This window comes from Agriterribacter sp., from assembly GCF_035445465.1.
GTDB lineage: Bacteria > Bacteroidota > Bacteroidia > Chitinophagales > Chitinophagaceae > Agriterribacter.
In genome coordinates this window covers 21796-44389 of sequence record NZ_DAOMQT010000016.1, presented here as the reverse complement: position 1 = coordinate 44389, position 22594 = coordinate 21796, and the positions used below count along the sequence as shown (strand labels likewise).

Annotated in this window: 19 protein-coding genes; 12 read left to right on the top strand and 7 right to left on the bottom strand. The window is 43.7% G+C overall.

The window, feature by feature from the left end; translation table 11 throughout:
* Positions 1–190 precede the first annotated feature (190 nt).
* From PLE34_RS10390 to PLE34_RS10365, 6 genes are all read left to right on the top strand, one after another.
* A complete protein-coding gene (locus PLE34_RS10390) occupies positions 191–958 on the top strand; it encodes a hypothetical protein (RefSeq protein ID WP_324556559.1) in 768 nt (255 codons plus the stop codon).
* Position 959: 1 nt separating this feature from the next.
* Entirely contained in the window at positions 960–3737 is a 2778-nt protein-coding gene (locus PLE34_RS10385) for a TonB-dependent receptor (protein WP_324556558.1), read from the top strand.
* Positions 3738–3778: 41 nt separating this feature from the next.
* The gene (locus PLE34_RS10380) at positions 3779–4933 is read left to right on the top strand and encodes a DUF4249 domain-containing protein (RefSeq protein WP_324556556.1); all 1155 of its coding nucleotides are present in this window, start codon (positions 3779–3781) and stop codon (positions 4931–4933) included.
* 175 nt (positions 4934–5108) lie between these two features.
* The gene (locus PLE34_RS10375; protein WP_324556555.1) at positions 5109–7499 is read left to right on the top strand and encodes a hypothetical protein; all 2391 of its coding nucleotides are present in this window, start codon (positions 5109–5111) and stop codon (positions 7497–7499) included.
* Positions 7500–7708: 209 nt separating this feature from the next.
* Positions 7709–7906, top strand: a complete 198-nt coding sequence (locus PLE34_RS10370) for a type II toxin-antitoxin system ParD family antitoxin (RefSeq protein ID WP_324556554.1) — start codon at positions 7709–7711, stop codon at positions 7904–7906.
* Positions 7885–8010: a type II toxin-antitoxin system RelE/ParE family toxin gene (locus tag PLE34_RS10365; protein WP_324556630.1), complete on the top strand. Its 126-nt coding sequence runs from the start codon at positions 7885–7887 to the stop codon at positions 8008–8010. The genes PLE34_RS10370 and PLE34_RS10365 overlap by 22 nt, the downstream gene beginning before the upstream one ends.
* A 212-nt stretch (positions 8011–8222) precedes the next feature.
* Here PLE34_RS10365 and PLE34_RS10360 read toward each other — a convergent pair whose 3' ends face one another.
* Positions 8223–9245: a threonine aldolase family protein gene (locus tag PLE34_RS10360; RefSeq protein WP_324556553.1), complete on the bottom strand. Its 1023-nt coding sequence runs from the start codon at positions 9243–9245 to the stop codon at positions 8223–8225.
* Positions 9246–9688: 443 nt separating this feature from the next.
* Here PLE34_RS10360 and PLE34_RS10355 point away from each other — a divergent pair, with 443 nt between their 5' ends.
* The 5 genes from PLE34_RS10355 (at position 9689) to PLE34_RS10335 (ending at position 15043) form a co-directional block, all read left to right on the top strand.
* Positions 9689–10546 carry a sigma-70 family RNA polymerase sigma factor gene (locus PLE34_RS10355; protein WP_152266679.1) on the top strand — a complete coding sequence of 286 codons (858 nt, stop codon included), beginning with the start codon at positions 9689–9691 and terminating at the stop codon, positions 10544–10546.
* A gap of 255 nt (positions 10547–10801) precedes the next feature.
* Complete coding sequence (gene trxB / locus PLE34_RS10350) at positions 10802–11749, top strand: thioredoxin-disulfide reductase (protein WP_324556552.1); 948 nt, start codon at positions 10802–10804, stop codon at positions 11747–11749.
* Positions 11750–11887: 138 nt separating this feature from the next.
* Positions 11888–12247 (top strand): dihydroneopterin aldolase, encoded by a 360-nt coding sequence (gene folB, locus PLE34_RS10345; protein WP_324556551.1) that lies wholly within the window; start codon positions 11888–11890, stop codon positions 12245–12247.
* A 39-nt stretch (positions 12248–12286) separates the two neighbouring features.
* Positions 12287–13039 carry a hypothetical protein gene (locus tag PLE34_RS10340; RefSeq protein ID WP_324556550.1) on the top strand — a complete coding sequence of 251 codons (753 nt, stop codon included), beginning with the start codon at positions 12287–12289 and terminating at the stop codon, positions 13037–13039.
* A 45-nt stretch (positions 13040–13084) separates the two neighbouring features.
* Entirely contained in the window at positions 13085–15043 is a 1959-nt protein-coding gene (locus tag PLE34_RS10335; RefSeq protein WP_324556549.1) for a M1 family metallopeptidase, read from the top strand.
* 223 nt (positions 15044–15266) lie between these two features.
* Here PLE34_RS10335 and PLE34_RS10330 read toward each other — a convergent pair whose 3' ends face one another.
* The 3 genes from PLE34_RS10330 to rpsA form a co-directional block, all read right to left on the bottom strand.
* Positions 15267–15881, bottom strand: coding sequence for a MarR family winged helix-turn-helix transcriptional regulator (locus PLE34_RS10330; protein ID WP_324556548.1), 615 nt, complete (start codon positions 15879–15881; stop codon positions 15267–15269).
* 126 nt (positions 15882–16007) lie between these two features.
* Complete coding sequence (locus PLE34_RS10325) at positions 16008–16241, bottom strand: thioredoxin family protein (RefSeq protein ID WP_324556546.1); 234 nt, start codon at positions 16239–16241, stop codon at positions 16008–16010.
* Positions 16242–16464: 223 nt separating this feature from the next.
* On the bottom strand, positions 16465–18408 hold the full coding sequence (gene rpsA / locus PLE34_RS10320) for a 30S ribosomal protein S1 (RefSeq protein WP_324556544.1): 1944 nt from the start codon (positions 18406–18408) through the stop codon (positions 16465–16467).
* A gap of 405 nt (positions 18409–18813) precedes the next feature.
* Between rpsA and PLE34_RS10315 the strand changes: the two genes are divergently transcribed.
* Positions 18814–19278: a DUF1572 family protein gene (locus PLE34_RS10315; protein ID WP_324556543.1), complete on the top strand. Its 465-nt coding sequence runs from the start codon at positions 18814–18816 to the stop codon at positions 19276–19278.
* 151 nt (positions 19279–19429) lie between these two features.
* On the opposite strand, the gene PLE34_RS10310 is transcribed toward PLE34_RS10315, so the two are convergent.
* The 3 genes from PLE34_RS10310 to PLE34_RS10300 all read right to left on the bottom strand — a co-directional run bounded on the left by PLE34_RS10310 (position 19430) and on the right by PLE34_RS10300 (position 22523).
* Positions 19430–20617 carry a M20 metallopeptidase family protein gene (locus tag PLE34_RS10310; RefSeq protein WP_324556540.1) on the bottom strand — a complete coding sequence of 396 codons (1188 nt, stop codon included), beginning with the start codon at positions 20615–20617 and terminating at the stop codon, positions 19430–19432.
* A 32-nt stretch (positions 20618–20649) separates the two neighbouring features.
* Positions 20650–21546, bottom strand: a complete 897-nt coding sequence (locus PLE34_RS10305; protein WP_324556537.1) for a phytanoyl-CoA dioxygenase family protein — start codon at positions 21544–21546, stop codon at positions 20650–20652.
* A 173-nt stretch (positions 21547–21719) separates the two neighbouring features.
* On the bottom strand, positions 21720–22523 hold the full coding sequence (locus tag PLE34_RS10300; RefSeq protein WP_324556535.1) for a glycoside hydrolase family 16 protein: 804 nt from the start codon (positions 22521–22523) through the stop codon (positions 21720–21722).
* Positions 22524–22594 lie beyond the last annotated feature (71 nt).

Below are 22594 nucleotides of genomic sequence, written 5' to 3'. Positions count from 1 at the left end.
CTTTAAGTTGTTGCAAAAGTAGGGTTTTAAGATGATCAGGTATGAGGTTTCAGGTATGAAGTATGAGGCAAAAAATTTTTTAACGATACGCAATGACACACTTCCATTAAAGCATAAAATGATTTGCCGCCACGCATAAATGATTTGGGTAAAACAGAAATTAGCATTAACATTGAATCCTTTTTTAAATATGAAGTATAGCCTTCCCGGAAAAAACAATGGGTTGCGCGGCCCGGCATCTGTTTTTTTTGCTTTATTATTTTTTATCTCCACGCCCTCCAATGCGCAACACATGGCTGATACCGCTATGCTACGGCTTCAAAAAACCAATGCTGTAAACATATATTACCAGGCACTGCAGCAACAGTCCGGCTTGTATAACGGCAGTGAATATGTGCAATACACCCACCTTTTAAAAGAAGGCCACCCCTATTTTGATACTTCCGTTTTAACCAACGGCAGGGTATATTACGACAGGATGGTATACAGCAACGTTCCCATGTTGTACGATATCATTAAAGATGAACTCATTATCCAGCATTATAATAAAGTATTTTTGGTGCAGCTTATCCGCAGTAAAATTGATTCCTTTTATATACACGGGCATTACTTTTTACACCTGGGAAGAGACAGTATTACGGAAGGAAATATACAGGAAGGTTTTTACGACAGGTTGTACGATGGAAAAATAAAACTATATGCTAAAAGAAATAAGTTCATCCAGGAATCTATTCCGGATATGGCGGTAGTAAGAAAAGTATACCAGAAAGACAGGTATTTTCTTTTCAGGGATGGCACATACCATGATGTTTATACGGAATCATCTATATTAAAATTGCTTAAAGATGAAAGAGCGGCATTAAAGCAGGCATTGAAAAATCAGAAGATCAAATTCAGGAAAAACCGTGAATATGCGATGAAGCTGATGGCAGAACAATACGATGTATTAAACAGGTGATATGAAGCACATTTCTCTCCTTATCCTATTATTTTCTTTTTTCATACTGCTGTGCCCGGTCGTTCATGCCCAGCAAAGCCAATGGCCCGTTATAAACGGGGAGTTTAAAAACCTGGCGGCCAGCCGGTTCATCAACGAGCTGGAAATACAAACCGGTTATCATTTTTATTATGACACTACGGGGTTCGACAGCCTTACAGTAGATCTGATCATAAAAGACCAGCCGCTGCCGGAGGTGCTGAACCTCGCTTTTGCCCATACGGAGTATAAGCATACCCTATATAATAAAGCGGTTTTTATTACCAAAGGAACAACCATTGCCACCACATTGCCCGATGATTTTTTTGCCCGTAAAAGTAAAACGCCCGACACTGCGGCCACACCGGGTGACCTCCTTACCGATTTTGAAGAAGACACTAAACCTCAAATTGCCGCTTTGGAAAACAAATTATATGAAATTGGTATTAAAACACAGGGCACACTACAAGGCACCGCAAAATTAGCGGGCTATGTTCGTGATATCACAACAGGAGAACCTGTGCCCGGGGCCGCCGTATTTTCCGACAAGCTTAAAATTTCCGTAACCAGCGACCAGTTTGGCTATTATTCTATAACGCTGCCCAAAGGGCGGCACATGATTAATATACAAAGCCTCGGCAAAAAAGATACCTGGCGGCAGGTGATGCTATACGCAGATGGCAACCTGAATATAGATATGCGCGATCACATCCTGTCGCTTAAGGCTGTGGTGATCTCCGCTAAAAAAGCGGCTAATATCAACAGCCTGCAAATGGGGCTCGAAAAAGTAGATATCAGAACCATCAAACAAATTCCGGTAGCATTTGGAGAAGCCGATATATTAAAAGTGGTGCAAACGCTGCCGGGTGTAAAAACGGTAGGCGAAGCCAGCACCGGGTTTAATGTAAGAGGCGGGTCTGCCGATCAGAACCTTATTCTTTTTAATGATGCCACTATTTATAATCCTTCGCATTTCTTCGGTTTTTTCTCGGCTTTTAATCCTGATGTGGTTAGCAGCGTTGAATTATACAAAAGCAGCATTCCCGCTAAATACGGCGGGCGGCTGTCGTCGGTGCTGGATGTGGTTAGCCGCGAAGGCAATAAGAAAAAAATAACCGGCTCAGCGGGGATAGGACTTTTAACCAGCCGCATCAATGTTGAGGGACCTCTTCAAAAAGACAGAACCTCCTTTATTATTGGCGGACGTACAACCTACGCCAACTGGCTGTTACAGTATTTACCCAATGAATACAAACACAGTAAAGCCTCTTTTAATGATGTGAACCTGCTGATCAGCCACAAAATAAACGATAAAAATGACCTGTACCTAACGGGTTATTTAAGCAACGACCGCTTTAACCTGAACAGTGATACGGTATATGGATACGGTAATAAAAATATTTCGCTGAAATGGAAGCATGTATACAACAACAAGCTGCAAAGCTTAGTTACAGCAGGCTACGATGCTTATGGTTATAAAATTTACAGCGAGGAAAATCCCGTAAACGCGTATACCATGAAGTTTGACATCAATCAAACCAATTTCAAGCTGCATTTCAATTACTTTGTAAACTCCAAACATACCCTCGATTTTGGATTAAATTCCATCTACTATACCCTGCACCCGGGGTCATTTGGCCCACGCAATGAAAAATCACTGGTAGCGCCGGAGAAGGTTAATGCAGAACATGCACTGGAAAGCGCTGTATACGTAACTGAGAAATACAATATTACATCTGCCCTTTCCCTGCAGGCAGGCTTACGGTTTTCTTTATACAATTATGTTGGACCCAACACCGTATATCACTATGCACCGGGGCTGCCGAAAGAATTAAGCAATATAACAGATACCCTATCCTATGCCAAAGGAAAATTTATCAATAATTATAAGGGGCCGGAATACAGGCTTTCCCTGAGGTATGCTTTTACAGATAACTTTTCCGTTAAGGCCGGGTACAATTCCCTTCGCCAGTATATTCACATGCTTTCCAATACCACCGCTATGGCGCCAACAGATATATGGAAGCTCAGCGATCCCAACATTAAACCCCAGTACGGCGAGCAGGTTTCGGTGGGGCTGTATAAGAATTTTAAATCCAATACCATTGAAACTTCGGCGGAAGTATATTACAAAAGCATAAAGGATTACCTGGATTATAAGAGTGGCGCGGTGCTGGTATTAAATGAGCATATTGAAACAGATATGTTTAATACTTCGGGTAAAGCATATGGAGTGGAGCTGATGGTCAAAAAGCTAACAGGAAAGCTCAATGGCTGGATCAGCTACACATGGTCCAGAACCCTGCTTAAAATGAATGACCCTTCCATAGGAGAGGTTATTAATGACGGGGCATTTTACCCGGCTAATTACGACAAGCCGCATGAGCTGACTTTCATAGGTAATTACAGGTTCTCACACCGCTACAGCTTCTCACTCAATACTACCTACAGCACCGGCCGGCCGATTACGATACCCATAGGCAGGTATTATTACGAAGGAAGCATGAGGGCCTTATATTCAGACAGAAATGCTTACCGCATTCCGGATTACTTCAGGACGGATATTTCCCTGAACATAGAGGGCAATCACAAGGTGAAGCAAAAAATACATAATTCGTGGACGTTTGGCGTATATAATTTGTTAGGCCGAAAAAATCCCTACTCGGTATATTTTGTATCGGAGAACGGCGTGATTAACGGGTATAAGCTATCCATTTTTGGCGCCGCTATTATTTATGCCAATTTTAATATCAGGTTTTAATTTTTATTGCTCATGATTATTGAAGCCAAAATAAATAATGCGTGAATAGAAAAATATTGTCCATAAAAAAGGCTTGTTATGCAATAATCATTGCCGCTGCTATAACTGTGCCCGGCTGCAAAGAAAAATTTCCATTTCCTCAATCGGCGGTTGACAAAAACTACCTTGTAGTGGAAGGATTTATCAATAGCGGCAGCGACAGTACCCACATAAAGCTTAGCCGCACGCTTAAGCCAAACGACAGCGTGCCTGTTAAACCCGAACGCTCTGCCCTCGTTTTTATAGAAAGCGAAGATGGATTGCATTACCCGCTTGCTGAAACTGCGGCAGGTACCTATTCCGGAGCGCCGGTTAACCTGAACCCCGCGGAAAAATACAGGATCAGCATACAAACAACCAATGGTAAATCTTACTTTTCTGAATTTGTAGATGTAAAAACAACACCGCCTATTGACAGCATTAGCTGGGTAAGAGCAGAGAATGGTATTGACGTATATGCCAATACCCACGACCCGCAAAACAACACCCGCTATTATGCCTGGCAGTTTATGGAAACCTGGGAATTTCATTCCAATTATCCATCCTTGTGGGAATATATAGATGACAGTATGGTTAGCAGGAATAATACTTCCAGTTTGTATACCTGCTGGCAATCTGCAGCGTCTACCAGTATCCTGATTGGCTCATCCGCAAAACTCACCGGAGATGTTATTCACCGGGCGCCGCTTATTTTTATACCTGATGATTCCTGGAAACTGGGCGTAAAATACAGCATCAACGTAAAACAGAGAGCACTGAGCAGGGGCGCTTTTGAATATTTAGAAAAAATGAAAAAAAACTCGGAACAGTTGGGTAGCATTTTTGACCCCCAGCCTTCCACGAGCTCCGGTAATATATACTGCTCCGCCGACCCCAATGAAATGGTCATTGGCTATATGTATGCCAGTTCTGTTGTTGAGAAAAGAATATTCATTAACCGGGCAGAAGTGCCCGGCTGGCGGTACCGACTTTATTGCGAAATGATTACCATACCTAATATTAAAGACAGTCTTGATGCTGCCTTTGGAGGCAATGCTAATCTTGTTATAGATGAAGTACGGGAAGGAAGGGCTGTAGTAGGATACACGGGCTCTACCGGTTTGTGTATAGACTGTACCCGCAGGGGAACCAATGTAAGACCGGACTTTTGGCCATGATAACAATTCAGGTATAAGGTATGAGGTGTGGGGTATAAGGTATGGGGAAGAGAAAGATAAGTATATACGGGATTAAGCAACAGGCAGACACAGGAATATAAGTGACCAATAAGCATCTGTTTAGTGAAATAATAAAATACATAACCGGGAAACGGTAAACAGGATACCAGCCAACATGAACAAATATAAGCTTACCTTTTTTTTCCTTTTCATCCTGCTGCAAACGCATGGGCAAAATGCTGTAAATGACAGCCTGCAGCAGCAATTCGGCCGATATACGCAAAACGCCTTTTCCGAGAAGGTATATTTACATACCGACAGGAATTTTTATACCGCCGGCGAGATCCTCTGGTTTAAAGCCTATGTAACGGATGGAATGGTTAATTACCCTTCCGGCATAAGCAGGGTAGCGTATGCAGATGTTATTGACAGCCACAATAGGATCTTTCTTCAAACTAAAATTGAAATCAATAACGGGAATGGTAACGGTTCACTGTACCTGCCGGTAAACATGCCATCGGGTAATTATAAAATAAGAAGCTACACCAACTGGATGAAAAACGCCGGCGCCGCGTTCTATTTTGAGAAGGCTTTTACTGTGGTAAATGCACAGTCAACCGCCGGGCTAACGAATACCGATACTACCACTCAATATGATATACAATTTTTCCCGGAAGGTGGAAACCTCGTAAAAAACACGGAAAGCAAAATAGCTTTCCGCATGACGGATAAAAACGGCAAAGGCATACCCGCATTTACAGGCGTTGTAGTAAATGAAACCCATGATACGGTCGCCCTGTTCAGCCCTTCGCAATTCGGTATTGGATATTTTAATTTTACGCCCCGCGGCACAGGTATTTACAAAGCCTGCATTACTCTCCCCACAGGCAGCACAATAGTAAAGAGCATGCCGGCTGTACTGGAAGAAGGCTACACGATGAAGCTCCATAAAACAAACGGGCAGATCACAATAACTGTTTATTCACGCATGAAAGGAAATGCTGCGCCTGCAGTACAGCTTTTTGTCCACACCAGGGGTTCGGTAAAAACCGCACAAACCAAAACGATACAAAATGACAGCGTGGTTTTCGCCATTGCTGAAAAGATATTGGGAGATGGTATTACACATTTCACGGTGTTTAACAGTGCCGGGCAGCCGGTATGCGAAAGGCTATATTTCAAAATGCCCTCAGCACATTTGTCGGTTAACGCAAAAGCAAACGCACCTGCTTATGAAATGAGAAAAAAGGTAACGGTTAGCGTGAACAGTACGGATACGGATAACCGGTCTGTTGCAGCAAACATGTCGCTTGCCGTTTACAGGCTCGACTCACTTCAAACACCCGAACAGGCTGATATTTTCAGCTACCTGTGGCTAAGCGCCGATCTGAAAGGAACGGTTGAATCGCCTGCCTGGTATTTTAGTGGCGCCAACGGCACGGCAGAGGCTATGGACAACCTGATGCTTACCCACGGATGGCGAAAATTTGAATGGGGCCACATACAACAAAACCGGTTGCCTTCCCATACCTTTCTTCCCGAATATACCGGGCATATCATTACCGGTAAAATAACGGATTCGGCTACCCGAAAACCTTTGCCCTCGGTAGTTGTATACCTGTCCGTACCCGGCGATCACACGCAATACTATGCCTCCAAATCGGATGCTCAAGGGAATATCCTTTTTTATACCCGCGAAGTATATGGCCCCGGTGAAATCATTCTTCAGCCGGAAGGGTTTGATATAAGCGGTTATAACATTGAGATCAATACCCCGTTCCAGGATCCCTTCCCGGCAAAGCCATTACCCGGCCTGCAACTTTCAGACCACCTCAAAAACGCGATTGAGCAAAACAGCATCAACGCACAGGTACAACGAAATTTTTTGGCAGATCAGCTAAAAACCTACCGCCTTCCCCAAACTGACAGCACAGCATTTTATGGTAAGCCGGATGAAAAATACCTCCTTGACGATTATACCCGTTTTACTACGATGGAAGAAGTATTACGGGAATATGTATTGGGTGTGCTGGTAGGCAGGGCCAGGGGAAAATTTCACTTAAATGTATTTGACATGACGAATAACCGCCTGTTTAGGGAAAATCCTCTTGTTTTGTTAGATGGTGTGCCCGTGGAAGATATAGATCGTATCATGGGTTATGATCCGCTGAAAATAAGAAAGCTTGAACTGGTAAAAAGAAGATATTATTATGGCCCGCTGGTGGTAGACGGCATACTTAATTTTACTACCTACAAGGGAAACTTAGAAGCATTTGAAATGGACGACCGCGCCGTGATCCTTGATTACGAAGGCATGCAATGGCAGCGAACTTTTTATTCACCGCTATATGAAACGAAAGAGCAGGTGGCCAGCCGTTTGCCCGATTTCAGGAACCTTTTATACTGGTCGCCCGATGTAATAACAGGTAAAGACGGAGGTGCGGCAGTAACGTTCTTTACCGGGGATATAAAAGGAAAATACATAGGCATTATAGAAGGGATGAGTGCCGATGGTAAAACAGGCAGCGGTTCCTTTAGTTTTGAAGTAAAAGATAGTGATCAATAAAAGCGCTCCATATCCATTTTACTGGTTCGTGAAGACACGATACCAGGGCAGTGCTTCATAGTATTTTGCGGCTTTGCATTTACTGGCTCGTAAAGACACGAAACCATGGCGGACTATCTCCTTTTTGACACCCACTATTGCACAGCATCCATCAACCTTTTTTGAAATTATACCAGGAATTGGTATTTTTGAAGGAAATTGTAAGGGCGATGGCTAAAAATACATCTATACTTCTGGGAGCATATTTTGACAATTTCATCCAACACCAAATTCAAAGCGGACGCTTCTCTTCCGCCAGTGAAGTGATAAGAGCCGCTTTACGGCTTTTTGAGCAGGAAGAAAGGCAAAAAAGTGAACTCATCAAAGAACTTAAAAAAGGTGAAAAATCAGGATTTGTTCTAAAGTAAAATCTCACTTAATTTTCTATCGCCTTATAGAAAAACAAAACGAGATCGAAATCATCAGAATTTTACATCAAAGGATGGATATTGAAAACCGCCTGAATGACTAATGGTTTGGCTACACCCAATAGTGCAATAACGTGAGGTAGTGAATAATAAACCCTGCCTCATTCAATATCCATTCAATAGTTTTTGCCATGTCGCATTTACTGGCTCGTAAAAACACGAAACCAGGACGGGATACCCAAAACTCACTTTAATTATTTTAGACACCAAAGCCTTACACCCTACACCTTATACCCTACACCTTACACCTTATACCTTATACCTCCACCCCCGCCACAACAGCACAGGCGGTGTTTACCATAGCCGGCGTAACATCCAGATGCAGCACCATACGTATACGCGTAGGCGAAATAGCGTATACCAGCATATTGCGCTCTTTTAATTTTTGGGTAAGCTGCAGGGCGGTATAGGGAGGGTTTACTTCAAAAATGATGATATTGGTTTCCACAGGCATAATGCTTTTTACAAAATCCCTTTCCTGCAACGTTTTTGCTATTTGCCGCGCATGCGCATGGTCTTCGCTCAGCCTGCTCACATGATGCTGCAATGCATACAGGCCACCGGCAGCGAGATACCCCGCCTGGCGCATACCCCCGCCTAAGATCTTTCTTATACGCCGTGCTTTATATATAAATTCCTTTTTACCCAGCAAAACACTGCCCACCGGTGCGCCCAAACCTTTGCTCAGGCAAATGGAAATACTGTCAAATAACCTCCCGTATGCCTCCGGCGTTTCATTGCGGGCAATTAATGCATTAAACAACCTGGCGCCATCTAAATGCAATTGCAGTTTTTCGCGGTTGCATAATTCCCTGATCTTTTCTATCTCCCTTATGTCATAACAGCTTCCCCCGCCCCGGTTAGAGGTGTTTTCAAGGCTTATCAGCCTGCTGGGCGCCTTGTGTATATCCTGGGGGTTGACAACAGCGCTGATCTCATCTGCAGTTATCCGTCCCCGGTTGCCATCAACCAGCTTTACCTGGCATCCCGAATTAAAAGCTATACCGCCGCCTTCATACTGGTAGATATGCGACTGGCTTTCACAAATCACTTCATCAGCCGGTTGTGTATGACATTTTATCGCAATTTGGTTGGTCATGGTACCGCTGGCACAAAAAATACCGGCTTCCATGCCAAACATACCCGCTGCAAAAGCCTCCAGCGCGTTCACCGCTTCATCTTCTCCAAAAACATCGTCTCCAACATCTGCCTTTATCATGGCTTCCAGCATACCCGGCGTTGGCCGGGTAACCGTATCTGAACGAAAATCTATAATCATATCACGAATATACAATGACTGTTAGCTTTTGTGGCGTATAAACCCCAATAGCAAATAATGATTGCATAGTAAGAAGAAAGCCCCCTCAACTGTATTGCTAAAGAAAAGTTAAATACCGGCTCTGCCCCGATAAGCCAACCAAGATGCTACAGGATGCGGGCAGCTACACAATCGTTTGCATTCAACAAAAATGTTAATTATACATTTTATTTTGCTTTTTTTATGTTCTTTTCGTATAAATCATTATGAGATGAAAATTTTGCGTATTACCTTTACCAATCGTCTCAGGCACAGTCTCGGGAATAAATAACATATCGTTTGCACCCATATTGCAACTCTTTAGCCCGCAAACCTGTCTCTATCCAGACGCACTGGCAATTTAGCTATTTCGTTTTCAATACGTAAAATACTTGTAAAAATAATTATATATTAATTAAAAGGATATGAGACAACTAAAAATTGCAACACAAATCACCAACCGCGATTCACAGGCGGTGGAAAAGTATCTGCAGGAAATATCTAAAATTTCTATGATCACACCGGAGGAAGAAACCGTGCTGGCCCAGCGTATTAAAATGGGTGATCAGAGAGCTTTGGATAAATTAGTGCAGGCTAACCTCAGGTTTGTTGTTTCCGTTGCAAAACAATACCAGCACCAGGGATTATCGCTGAGTGATCTGATCAATGAAGGAAACCTGGGCTTAATTAAAGCCGCACAACGGTTTGATGAAACCAAGGGCTTTAAATTTATTTCTTACGCTGTATGGTGGATCCGGCAGTCTATTTTACAGGCATTGGCAGAGCAGGGTCGTTTGGTACGTTTACCTCAAAATAAAATTGGCACCTACAATAAGGCCAATAAGGCCTATATGGCATTTGAGCAGGAGCACGAACGTGAACCAAGCACTGAAGAACTGGCCGAGCTGCTGGAAATGAGCGAAACAGAGATCAACAATATTTTCCAAAGCAACACCCGCCATACCTCTTTGGATGCACCTGTGCATGAGGCGGAAGATGTAGCCATGGGCGATTTGCTGGAAGGTGGCTCAGAAACAGATGATGATGTAATGAAAGACTCTTTGCGCAATGAAATTCGCAGGGTGCTGAAGTCATTGAGTCCACGCGAAGCTGAAATTGTAAATGCCTATTTTGGCCTGGATGGCGAAAATGGCGTAACCATTGAGCAGATAGGTCAAAAATACGACCTCACCAAGGAACGCATCCGCCAGATCAAAGAAAGAGCGATCAAACGCCTGCAAAAAGCGCGCTACAGCAGCTCGCTGAAAGCATACTTAGGATAAAGATTGATTACAGATTATAAGAATAAGCGAGAAAATATTCCCGGCATCTGAAAATTCAGATGCCGGGACTTTTTTTATTAAGCCTCATCATAACAATAACATTACCGGAGCAATACGCTGGTTATTCACATGATATTCAATGCTTATTACAAGCGCTGCCATCAATTGGATAAATACAGTTAATTTTGCAGGATTTATTGCTAATAAAAGACATGTGGTTTATAACACATAGCAAAATGGTTAAAAGGAAGCATTATGGAGAATACAGCAACGGAAAAAGTACATTGTTTAATTATAGGTTCAGGCCCGGCCGGATATACAGCAGCTATTTACGCGGCGCGCGCTAATCTGAAACCCGTTCTTTACCAGGGCATTCAGCCTGGCGGACAGCTTACCATTACCACTGAAGTAGAAAACTACCCCGGCTATGCCGATGGTGTGCAGGGACCTGAAATGATGGTTGATTTTGAGAAACAGGCCACACGCATGGGCGCGGATATTCGTTTTGGACTGGCAACTAAAGTTGATTTTTCAGCACATCCGCATAAAGTATGGATAGATGATGAAAAATTAATAGAAGCCGATGCAGTGATCATCGCTACGGGGGCCTCCGCCAAATGGCTGGGGTTAAAAAGTGAAGAACGCCTGAATGGCTTTGGTGTAAGCGCCTGTGCAGTATGTGACGGGTTTTTCTTCCGCGGGAAAGAAGTGGCGATAGTAGGCGCCGGCGATACCGCAGCTGAAGAAGCCCTGTACCTTTCCAAGCTATGCTCGGCTGTACATATGTTTGTTCGGCGTAATGAGATGCGTGCCTCAAAAGTAATGCAGGAAAGGGTTTTTAAAACACCTAACATTAAAATATACTGGAATACCGAAACGGAGGAAATAGTGGGAGAGCACAAAACAGAAGCCGTGCGTATCAGGAATACAAAAACCGGAGAAACACAGACTATCCCCGTTAGCGGATTTTTTGTGGCCATAGGACATGAACCCAATTCCGCTATATTTAAGGGATGGCTCGAAATGGATGAAGCAGGTTACCTGAAAACCATACCGGGTACCACCAAAACCAATGTAGCGGGCGTGTTTGCCGCCGGAGACGTGCAGGATAAAGTATACCGGCAGGCCGTAACAGCCGCAGGCACCGGTTGTATGGCTGCATTAGATGCAGAACGATGGCTGGGCGAAAAAGGATTGCACTGAGAATGGTGAATAAGTGAATGGTGAAAAGTGATGGTGAATAAAGAAGACGTACCATGCCCATCATTAACAATTTTAACTGTACCACCCCACACCTTACACCCCACACCTTACACCTTACACCTTACACCTCATACCTCTATGCTAAAGATTTCCCTCCATCACCTGAAATTTCATGCTTTTCACGGCTTGTATAAAGAAGAAAAGGCTACCGGAAACGATTTCGAAGTAAATTTAGACGTATATTTTACTGAGCCGGTGGATATGATCATTAAGCTGCAGGATACCATCAATTATGCCGTATTATACCAATTGGTAAAAGAGAGGATGAATATTCCCGAGCCGCTGCTGGAAACCATTGCAATGGATATTGCGCACCAGGTTAAAAAGCAATTCCCTGTAGTATGTGAAATTAACGTTTCTGTAAGCAAAATTAACCCGCCCATCCTTAATTTTCAGGGTGAAACCAGCGTTACCTATCACAAACAGTATTTCAACTAATATAATATCTATGCACATCATCCAAAAAGAAGTTTGTTTATGAAATACGGCGTTTTATCTGTAATGGCATTGCTGTTTGCCTGTATTGTATATACGCAGGATATGGGGCCGCTTATAGAGGAGGCCGCAAAGCTGGAAAAGAATTTAAAAGAAACGGAAGCATTAGATACTTATCAATCGGTATTGAAGATACAGCCCGGTAATATTACCGCCTTATGTAAAGCGGCAGAGCTAACAGGAAGACTTGGCAGCAGGCTTAAAGATAATGGCCAGAAAACCACCTGGTTTACTACCGCAAAGGCTTACGCCGAAACAGCGTTGAAACAAAAACAAAATTACGCAGATGCCTATTATGTGATGGCCTACACCACTATGAAGCTCGCTACGGTAACAAAAGGCAAAGAGAGAGCAGCAAACCTAAGAGATATGAAGTATTACGCTGATTCTGCCCTCCTCTTCAATCCCGCACATGCCGGTGCGTTATATATTTCCGGTAAATGGAATACCGAAATTTATAATTTAAATGCAGGAGAAAAAGCCGCCGTTAAAGTATTATTTGGAGGAATGCCTAAGGCTTCTCTTGAAACCGCCATCCTGGATTTTGAAAAAGCCCGTACTGCCAATCCGTGGATGCTGGTTAATTACTTAGACCTGGCGAATACCTATGTACAAAATCGCAGCACCGGTAAGGCCATAGAAGTGCTCAATAAAATGGTAAAGATGCCACCCCGCACCGGCGATGACGAATCGCTGAAAGCAGAGGGGAGGTCCCTGCTGGCGTCGTTACAATAATATACCATATACTATTGTTAAATCAAGCAAAACAAAAAGTTGATAATGAAGAAAACTATATTGACAGTAACCGTAATGTTAGCATTTACAGGGCTAATTGCCCAGGTAGCGCCCGGCACAGGCCCTGGCTTTGACTATCATAGCCTTTTTTCGCCGCTCTTTTATACCTATAACGGTAACGAATACCGTGCGGCAAACGGGGCGCCGGGTCCCGCCTACTGGCAAAACAGGCCCAACTACCAGATTAACGCCCAGTTAAACGACAGTAAAAATGAAGTAACGGCCACGGTTATACTCGACTATGAAAATAACAGTCCGCAACAGCTTTCCTATATATGGCTGCAGCTAGATCAGAATTTGTTTAACGACAGTTCCAGAGGACATGCGAAAATGCCGGCAACCGGGCATAGCCGTTATGGAGACGCGAACAGTGACTTTAAAGGCGGTTTCAGGTTTCAATCTGTTACACTTGTTAACGGACAAACAGAAACCAACGCAAACTATATGATAACGGATACGCGTATGCAGGTACGGTTAAACAAACCTGTTGCTGCAAAGGGCGGCGAGCTGAAGCTGAAAATGACCTACACGTATACCATACCGCAATATGGTGCAGACAGAACCGGTATTTTACCCACACGCAACGGGGCTATTTTTTCTGTAGCCCAATGGTACCCCCGCATGTGCGTATTCGACGATATAAGAGGATGGAACACCGATCCTTATCTTGGCGCAGGTGAATTTTACCTGGAATATGGCGATTTTGATGTAAACATCACTGCTCCTTCCGGCATGATCGTAGCAGGCTCGGGTGAATTACAGAACCCTAAAGAAGTGCTGACAGCACAACAATTAGAACGCTATAACCGTGCAAAGGAAAGCGACAAAACGGTGATCATTCGCGGAAAAGATGACGTTACTAACCCCAAAGCACAACCGCAAAAAGCAATGCTTACCTGGAATTTTAAGATCAGCAATGCACGTGATTTTGCATGGGCTGCCTCCCGGTCATTTATATGGGACGGGGCAAAAATGAATCTTCCCGGCGGTAAAAAAGGATTGGCCATGTCGGTATATCCTGCCGAATCAGACGGAAAGAATGCCTGGGGCAGATCTACAGAATATACCAAAGCCGCTGTAGAAAACTATTCCAGGCGCTGGTTCCCTTACCCTTATTATTCAGCGGTAAATGTGGCCAGCAATGTAGGCGGCATGGAATATCCTGCTATTGTTTTTTGCGGGGCAAGAGCCACCGCCTCCGGGTTGTGGGGGGTAACTGATCATGAGTTCGGCCATACCTGGTTCCCAATGATCGTGGGCAGTAATGAAAGAAGGTACGGCTGGATGGATGAAGGCTTCACCACTTTTATCAATGGTATATCTACGTCTGAATTTAATAACGGCGAATATCAGTCGCGAAAAAGAGATCCGCACCAGACCGGCTATATGTTTGGCCCGCAGTCGGAAGCCGTTTACAATACCCCCGATGCCATGAAAGAAAGAAATATCGGTAATCTGCTCTACTATAAACCCGGTTACGCGCTGGAGCTATTGCGCAACCAGATTTTGGGACAGGACAGGTTTGACTATGCATTTAAAAACTATATCAGCGACTGGGCATATAAGCATCCCACACCCTGGGATTTTTTCCGCAGTATGGAAAACAGCGCCGGTGAAGATTTAGCCTGGTTCTGGAAGGGTATGATCCTTAGCAATTATGCATTAGATCAGGTCGTCACGAACGTGGAATATATAAATGGCGATCCTAAGCAGGGAGCATTGATAAGCATAGAGAACGCGGCACAAATGGCAATGCCTGTTATAGTAGAATATACTACTGTTACCGGCAAAACAGCCCGGAAAACACTCCCCGTTGAAATCTGGCAGAATAACAATGCATGGACATTTAAAGTAAATTCTAATGAAGCTTTAAATAAAGTGGTTATTGACCCTGATCATGTCTTTCCGGATGTTGATAGCTCCAATAATACCTGGACAAAATGATTAGTGTGAATTTGGGATGTTTGTAAATAGGAGCCTGTTTGTTCAAAGAAAACACATAGACACAATAGAAGCACAATAGGATACAAACCTGTGTGTACCTATGTGCCTATGCTCCTATGTGTTCAAAAAACATAGGCATAGCAGAAACACGGCAGAAGAAAAGGAACCTACACACAATAAGTACGAAAAGGGCTTTGCTATAGAACAGATGAAGCATGTCGTTTCAATCTGCTTTCAGCTCGTGTTCGGGGCAGTCTATCCGGAGGTCTGTAACATGCAAATTTTGATTTAGTAATTTACAAAAATGCTTTTGCCCGTTGCCGGACGACTCATAATAGGTGCAGGTCATACACATGCGCGGAATGGTAATAATGCCGGCCTTGTTTAAATGCCTGATGATATTGAGCAGGCTCAGCAGCAGGTTCTCTTTATCATCAGCGTGTAATTTATCAATTGGAGCATGGATCTCCCGTGTGAAAAGTGAGGTTTCAGTGGCTATTTCCCTGCCCCTTTCCGTTAAGTGAATGATATAGCTCCTGGTGTCTTCCGGTTCATAGGCTTTCGCTATCAGGCCTTTTTGGTCAAGCGCTTTTACCGTGTCGCTGATAGTGGCTTTCGTCATGTTAAATTCGCCTGCCAGGTAGCTTACTTTTCTTTTTTCTTCGCTGTGATGCAGCAAAAAAATCAATACCTGCACCTGTATCGGGCTTAATGAAAATTCCCTGCTTTCCTGCCAGAGCAAAACACGGAAAGCCTGTGATATTTTTTCCAGAGAAGCCACTATCCTGCTTTCCATGCTCTGGTTCTGGTGTTCCAGATCAAAATCTGATTCTTTCATCCGTTACCATTTTCCATTTCATAAATGTAATATCTTATTCTTAAATATCCGGGGCGCTACTTTCATTAAAAAAACAAGAATGGCCAGGATCATAATAAGAGATCCTAACCATTCAAGGTAAAAATTTTAGCCTTTAACGTCAGCTATAGAAGCCCCAAAGTTGATGTGGAGCACATTTCCGCCGGGTGTTAGCAAAGCGGGAACGGATTGTATACCTGCTTTTTCAGCTTCCTCAATCCGGCTCCTGTCTTCGCCAATATGAACCACTTCCACATTGTCTTTGCCGATAAGGTTAATAATGTCGTATTCCGCGCTTACACAAACAGGGCATCCTGCGTGATAAAAAATGGGTTTGTTCATTTTTTTTCATATTATATTAATTATGGCAATATCGCCAGATCAAATATAGTTAGGATTCCTAACTATATAAAATTTAAACTAACATTTTTTGAATTCCCTTTTTAATAATGTAACCGGTACCCGGCGAAAGGAGGGTCAGACCGCACATTATGCCAGGTGTTCCCATAAAAAAATCCGTCATGCTTTTAACATGACGGATTTATGTTATTTCCTAACGGGGCAATTACTCTGCCGCCGGTGTTTCTCCGGGGGCTTCACTTCCGCCCTGCTCCATCTTTTTCTTCAGCTCTGCCAGTACGCCAAGATCACCTAAGGTTGTTTTTTCAACTTTACCCTGTATATCTTTTACGGCTTTCTTAGTTTTAGCGGCCTCTACTTTCTTTTCTTTATTCTCCGCTTCTTTTTCATCGGCTTTTGCCTGTTCCCAAATGCGGGTGTGGCTGAGCACAATGCGTTTCTCGTTCCTGTCGAATTCAATCACTACAAACTGGCTGGTTTCATCGGCAACAACCGTCTTACCATCTTCTTTAAACAGGTGACGGTTGGGGGCAAAACCTTCCAGCCCGTAAGGCAATTGAACGATAGCGCCTTTTTCATCTTTGCGGGTTACAGCACCTTCGTGAACAGAACCTACCGCGAAAGTATCCTGCAGCGCATTCCATGGATCTTCTTCCAGTTGCTTATGTCCTAACTGAAGCTTACGGTTATCTTTGTCAATACCCAGGATCATTACATCAATATCCGCCCCTACTTTAGTATACTCTCCCGGATGGTTAAAGCGTTTCAGCCAGCTCAGGTCGCTGATATGGATCATTCCGCCAATACCGGGTTCCAGCTCAACAAATACGCCGTAAGGTGTGATGTTCTTTACCAGTCCTTTATGACGGCTGTCAACCGGGTACTTGTTTTCAATTTCATTCCAGGGATCGGGCGTAAGCTGCTTAATAGACAGGCTCATCTTCCTGGAATCTTTATCAAGCGTTACAATTTTAGCTTCATGTTCATCGCCCAGCTTAAAGAATTCCTTGGCATTTATAGGTGTATTAGCCCATGTAATTTCACTTACATGCACCAGGCCTTCCACGCCAGGTAATATTTCAAGGAAAGCGCCATAATCTTCAATATTCACTACTTTGCCTTTCACCACTTTGCCTTCACCTACCGCTTCAGGCAGTGTATCCCACGGATGCGGCGTAAGTTGTTTCAGTCCCAGGCTGATACGCTTTTTGTCGTCATCAAAATCAAGCACAACCACATTCAGCTTCTGGTCCATTTTCAGCACTTCGCTGGGATGGCTGATACGTCCCCAACTGATGTCGGTGATGTACAACAATCCATCCAGCCCGCCAAGATCCAGGAACGCGCCAAAGTCTGTAATGTTTTTAATTGTTCCTTCCAGCACCTGGCCTTTTTCCAGCTTGCTGATAATTTCTGCACGTTGCGCTTCAATATCACTTTCAATAAGCGCTTTATGAGATACAACAGCGTTTTTAATGGTTTCGTTGATCTTAACCACTTTAAATTCCATGGTTTTACCCACAAACTGATCATAATCCGTAACGGGTTTCACGTCTATCTGCGAACCGGGCAGGAAGGTTTCCATGCCAAATACGTCTACGATCAGGCCACCTTTGGTTTTGCTGGTAACAATGCCGGTTACCACTTCTCCTGTTTTATGTATTTCTACAATACGTTCCCATGCGCGTGTAATACGTGCCTGCTTACGGCTAAGGTGCAGATGTCCTTCCCTGTCTTCCTTTTCCACAACCATTACTTCCACTACATCGCCCACTTTTAATCCGGCTAAATCGCGGAATTCATTTAAAGAGACCAAGCCGTCACTTTTAAAACCAATATTGATTACAACATCGGTTTTGGTAACGCCAACCACAATGCCTTCCACCATTTCATTATCCGAAATAGCTTTGAAAGTGCCTTCATAAACGGTATCATACTTTTCTTTTTCTTCTTTACTATAAGAAGAAACATTCCGTTTGTCTATGCTCCAGTCAAAATCGTCATGCGCAGTTACCGGCTCTTCGGCTACGGTTTCTGCTTTTACAGGTTCATTTGTTGTCGCTGCAGGCTCATGGGCAACCTCCTGTATATCAGCGTTTGTGCCTGCTTCGCCGGCAGGCTGGTTAATAATTTGATTTTCTTCAGACATGATAAATAAACCCAACGGTTTTAAATTGGGTCGGCAAAGTTAGTACATAATGCTGCAACAGGCAAGGATTTCACCTTTTTTTTCCTCGTATGCTGAAATACGAATAACAGGTATGCAGCGCTTTATCAAAAGATTAATTAAAATTTGTTACCGGATTTTAAAAAAGAAAATTCAAATTTGCACGGCCATATCAATGGAGGTAAGGGCTTTTGAGCAAAAGGGAACATCCTGTACTTACGATATTAGGGCAGTTTCCGGACGCTGATTGAACAATATGAAATGTACTATAATTTTTTAAGCTAAAGCCCGTTTGCCCAAAGACATGGTACAGGATTTGATAGCGAAACACGCCGAAATAAAATTTTTTTAAACCAGCAACGTTTGTATCTCACAACATAATCAAGTATGATCACCAAACATCTTATCCCGCTTTTTCAGAAAGATCTCGACAAGCTAAAGGAAGAAATCAGCCTTTATCCGAAAGACGAACAGCTATGGCAGATAAAGGAAGGCATCAGTAACAGCGGAGGAAATCTCTGCCTGCATCTCACCGGTAATCTCCAGCATTACATAGGGTCGGTATTAGGTGATTCCGGTTACGTACGCAACAGGGACGCCGAGTTCAGGGTAAAAAACATTCCGCGCAGCAAACTGTTAGAAGATATAGATACTACCCGTTCTGTTGTAACAGATACCCTGGAGCAACTTTCTAAAATTGATTTACAAAAAGATTATATACTGCCGGTATTAGATGAAAAAACAAATACCAGCTACTTTCTCATCTATCTCCTTTCCCACTTAAATTATCATATCGGACAAATTAATTACCACCGCCGGATCATAACCGGAGCTTCCATTTCAACTGTTTGAAATTAATTGTAACGCATTTTATAGCCTTCTCTGAAAACAGCCCTGATATGACCAAGGATTAGCAAGTGCATTTTGCTTCTCAACCGAATCTGTGGGTGGCGTTTGTGCCGCAGGTTTGTATATTTTATCTGCCCATTCACTATGGCTTTTATTATGCAAAGCCCAATTGCCGTACTGCAATATAAGCCATGAGCCCGGTGCTGAATGCCAGCGCGTTTTCGTCAATATCAAAGGTAGGGGTGTGAAGGGCAGAATGGATTTGCTTTTGCGCATTGCCTACTCCCAGAAAATAAAAGCAGCTATCCGCTAACTGGGAGTAATAGGCAAAGTCTTCCGAAGCCATCCATATATCAAGGTCAATAATATTTTCCTCCCCCAGGTAGGCGCCGGCAAACAGCCTTACCTCTTCCGTTAGTTTTTCTTCATTAATAAGAAAGGGGTAACCGCGGTTAATTATGAATTCACAACTCCCGCCCATACTTTCCGCAATGCCTTCCGCCATTTTTTTCATCTGCACATGCGCTGCGCTGCGCCACTGCTCATTTAATGTGCGGAACGTACCTTCCATATGCACGGTACCGGGAATGATATTAACAGCGCCATCGGCCACAACTTTTCCAAATGACAGCACCGTTGGATTGTTAGGATTGGCTATACGACTTACAATTTGCTGCAGGGCAATAATAATATGCGAAGCAATCAAAACAGGATCAATATTCTGGTGCGGCTGCGCCCCATGCCCTCCCCTACCCTTTACCGTTACCATCAGCTCATCCATGGAAGCCATGAGCTTTCCTTTGCGTATGCCTATTTTACCGCATTCAATAGAAGGCATAACATGCTGCGCGATAACCGCGTGCGGTTTAGGATTATCGAGTACCCCTTCCCTGATCATCAGGCTGGCGCCACCCGGAAGCTTTTCCTCGCCGGGCTGGAAGATGAGCTTTACCGTTCCGCCAAATTTGCCGCTCAGGGCATGGAGTATAGCCGCAGTGCCGAGAAGGGATGAAGTATGCGCGTCATGTCCGCAGGCGTGCATAACGCCTTTGTGTTGTGAGATGTAATCTACAGTATTAGCCTCCGTAATAGGCAGGGCATCCATATCTGCCCGCAGGGCAACCACCCGGTCTGAAGGCAATGCTCCTTTTATAATAGCCACCACACCCGTATTGGCCATGGCGTTCCAGGGTATACCCAGTTCGCTGAGCCGTGCTTTTACAAAAGCCGCGGTGTGATATTCGTGAAATGACAATTCGGGATGCGCATGCAAATATCTGCGGTTACTGATTACCGTTTGATGCATATCTTTCGCCAGTTGCGCTATTGCTTCCTTTAACATACTTACTTACAGTAATGATCAAACGAAATAAATTAACCAATATCCGCCGGGTCAAACAGCAGGGGAAAGAAGCGGCCCTCCATTTTTTTGCCTTTGCCCACAACAGGTACGCCCTGCAGCAGCTCTTCATCTGTGTTAGACAGGGTGCCTTCCTTAAATACATTAAGCACAAAGGCCCTTCGTGAACGGTTAGAGCGGTTTTCATGCGATCCGTGCACCATCAGCGGGTGATGAAATGTGGCATAGCCTGCTTTTAATTCAACGGGCACAGGTTTAAATTCCGCTTTTTGCGCTTCCGTTAAAAACTGCATCAGCCCGTTCATTTCTCCCGCCAGTTCAGGTTTTTTGAGCAAACCCCATTTATGGCTGCCCGGTATGTAATATAAACACCCGTTTTCAGTAGTGGCGTCATCTAAAGCTGTCCAGCAGGTAAGGTGCTGTATAGGACCGGTTCGTGTCCAGTAAGAATAATCCTGATGCCAGGCCACTACGCCGCCGTGGTGAGCGGGTTTGCAAAAAAGCTGGTCGTGCCAGAATCTTACAGCGGCACCGCCAAACAACTGGCTGGCGGCCATTACAAAAGCCGGGTTCCAGAGCACATCATGAAAGCCCGGCGTTATGCGCCAATGCCCCAGCGCATGAAACAATACCGTATCGGGATCTGCAGATTCATTGGAATGAAATTCATGAAAAAGCCGGTTGCCCGGGTGACCGGGATCTGTTATTTCAGCCAACTCCTTATTCAATTGTTCCACCTGTTCGGGTTCAAGCAATTTAATACCGCTGATATAGCCATATTCATTAAAAAAGGCTACCTGTTCCTGTGTAAGCCTGTATTGCTCCCATCCGGAAGGATCAGACGGCCATTTTGCAAAATCTGAAACGGGCGAAGCAACTGCAGACAGGTCTTCTATGATTGTATGACTCATATTTTGCGGATTTGAAGTAAATTTAAGGTTTATCGCCTGGATTTGAAGTTTCCGATTTGAGTTTTATACCATCCGCTAAAAGAGACCTGGTATTTTTTTACCTTTTCGATCTTGATTTTGCCACTAATCGCAAACCAGTTAAGAATCCCTAACAACAGGCTTCTTTAAGCTGCTTACTGGTAAACCCTCACATAATCTACCTCCATTGCCTGGGGAAAAACAGTATCATCAATTCCCATTTTACCACCCCAATCACCCCCAACAGCAATGTTCATCAACAAGTGAAAACGCTGATCAAAAGGCCATTCCCGGTATGTTTTCTTTTCATTTGCGTAAGTAAAGTACAACTCCTCATCTATAAAAATTTTAATCCCATTTTCATCCCAATCCAGGATATAGACATGAAAAGCATCCGATAAATCAGAACGAAAAGTTCTTGCTCCTTTGTGTGTACCTATGCTATGATTATAGGCTCCCGTATGCACGGTACCAAAAATAGAATCGGGTAAATAACCCACATGTTCCATTATATCTATCTCGCCGCTTACCGGCCAGTCGCCGTATTGCCAGTCGGTAGGTAACATCCAGATGGCTGGCCATAAGCCACGCCCCTTAGGCATTTTAGCCCTTATCTCAACCCGTCCGTATTTCCAGTCGCCTTTGTTTTTACTTAGCAGCCTGGCAGATGTATAGTTTGCACCACCAACATTTTCTTTAACAGCGGTAATAGTTAATACACCATTTTCTACTGAAGCATTCTCCGGTTTTTTTTGAGTGTAATATTGCTTTTCATTATTACCCCAACCATGGCCACCAGTATCATAGCTCCATTTGGTGCTATCGGGCAAGCCCGTATAATTAAATTCATCACTCCAAACCAGTTTGTGTGCGGGCCTCCCCGTTTCTTTTTTTTGAGCGCATGCCAGCATACAAAAGCAAAAGCATGGCAGGATAAGAAGTATTGTAATCTTTTTCACCACATTAATTTTTGGTTGTAAAACAATTTGTTTTATATGCAAGCTACAACTACTCAAATGCTTCCCTTGTT